Genomic DNA, 1162 nt, shown 5'->3' on the forward strand with positions numbered 1-1162 from the left:
CATGCGGAACAGGTTTCAGGATTTGATTTATATGACCGGTAGCCTTTTCGGTCAGTTGTTGAGTATGTAAGTGTTTGCTGGTTCGGGCAAATGTATCTGTCTTGTTCACTGTCATAATGAAACTTCCATTTTGGAAACAAGCCTCTAGTAGGGTGATATCGTCTATGGGCAATAACGCCAAAAATATGGCGGTCAGCTAATCCTTTACAGATCGGAGTCGTCAAATAACCAGAATCAAGAGCGACGGCTTCTACTTCAAAATCAAATCGTGCAATTTGGTGATCTAATCGGTCAAGATAGGGCACAGAATCATGGACATTTCCAGGCGTGACATAGGCGTCGGTGATAATGTTATGTTTCATATCCGTTGTTCGGTGATCTAAGTAAAAGAAACCCTCCGGTTTGTTTTCACGATACATATATCCACTTTCAGGATCAGTTGTACTGTGGCGGATCTCTTTTTCAGCTTTCACCTCCTCTTTGGCTGGTAATGGCTTTTTTCCGTGCTCCTCCCGATCTTCTTGAATGGCTTCATTTAAATCTTCGATATAGTTTTGTGTATCCTGTTCAATCGTTTTTCTTGTGTATTTGTGCTTGTTGGCATTGGCTTTCAGATGAGTTGAATCAGTGAAAAGGACACGTCCGCCCACCATATCATGATTGATGGCCTGAAGAACGATCTCATCAAAAATGTCTTGGAAAATCGTTGTATCTTTAAAGCGGGTGCGTCTGTTCCAGCTGATGGTGGAGTGGTGCGGAACTGGGTCATTGATATTCAGGCCCAAAAACCATCTGTACGCCATATTGTAGTAAATTTCTTTTTCAAGCTGTCTTTCTGAACGGATACCGTAGAGGTAGCCGATAAACATCATTTTGAATAAAATCAGCGGGTCGAGTGAGGGGCGGCCTTTGTTTTCGCTGTAGTAAGGCTTAACCTTTTCAATGATAAAAGAGAAGTCGATGTGTTTATCAATTTTTCGAAGCAGGTGATCCTCTTCGACGAGTTGGTCAAGCAGAACAAATTCAGCTGCGTTTTGAGAAGAATTTCTTGTGTGGAACATAAGAAAGACACCGTCCTTTTTAGTCTTTCTTTTATTTTATTACAGAAGAATGGATATTTTAAGGAAAAATAAAGGCTGTCGAGATTTTCTCGACAGCCTGA

1 protein-coding gene is annotated in these 1162 nt (G+C 41.2%); it reads right to left on the reverse strand.

Annotated elements, in window-relative coordinates; all coding sequences use genetic code 11:
- Positions 1 to 1061, reverse strand: a 1061-nt coding sequence (locus SC79_RS19650; RefSeq protein ID WP_039076502.1) for an IS1182 family transposase, incomplete at its 3' end; no start/stop codon positions are given.
- Between the last annotated feature and the right edge of the window lie 101 nt (positions 1062 to 1162).

The sequence above is a fragment of the Bacillus sp. MSP13 genome, from assembly GCF_000815295.1.
Taxonomy (GTDB): Bacteria; Bacillota; Bacilli; order Bacillales; family Bacillaceae; genus Bacillus; species Bacillus vallismortis.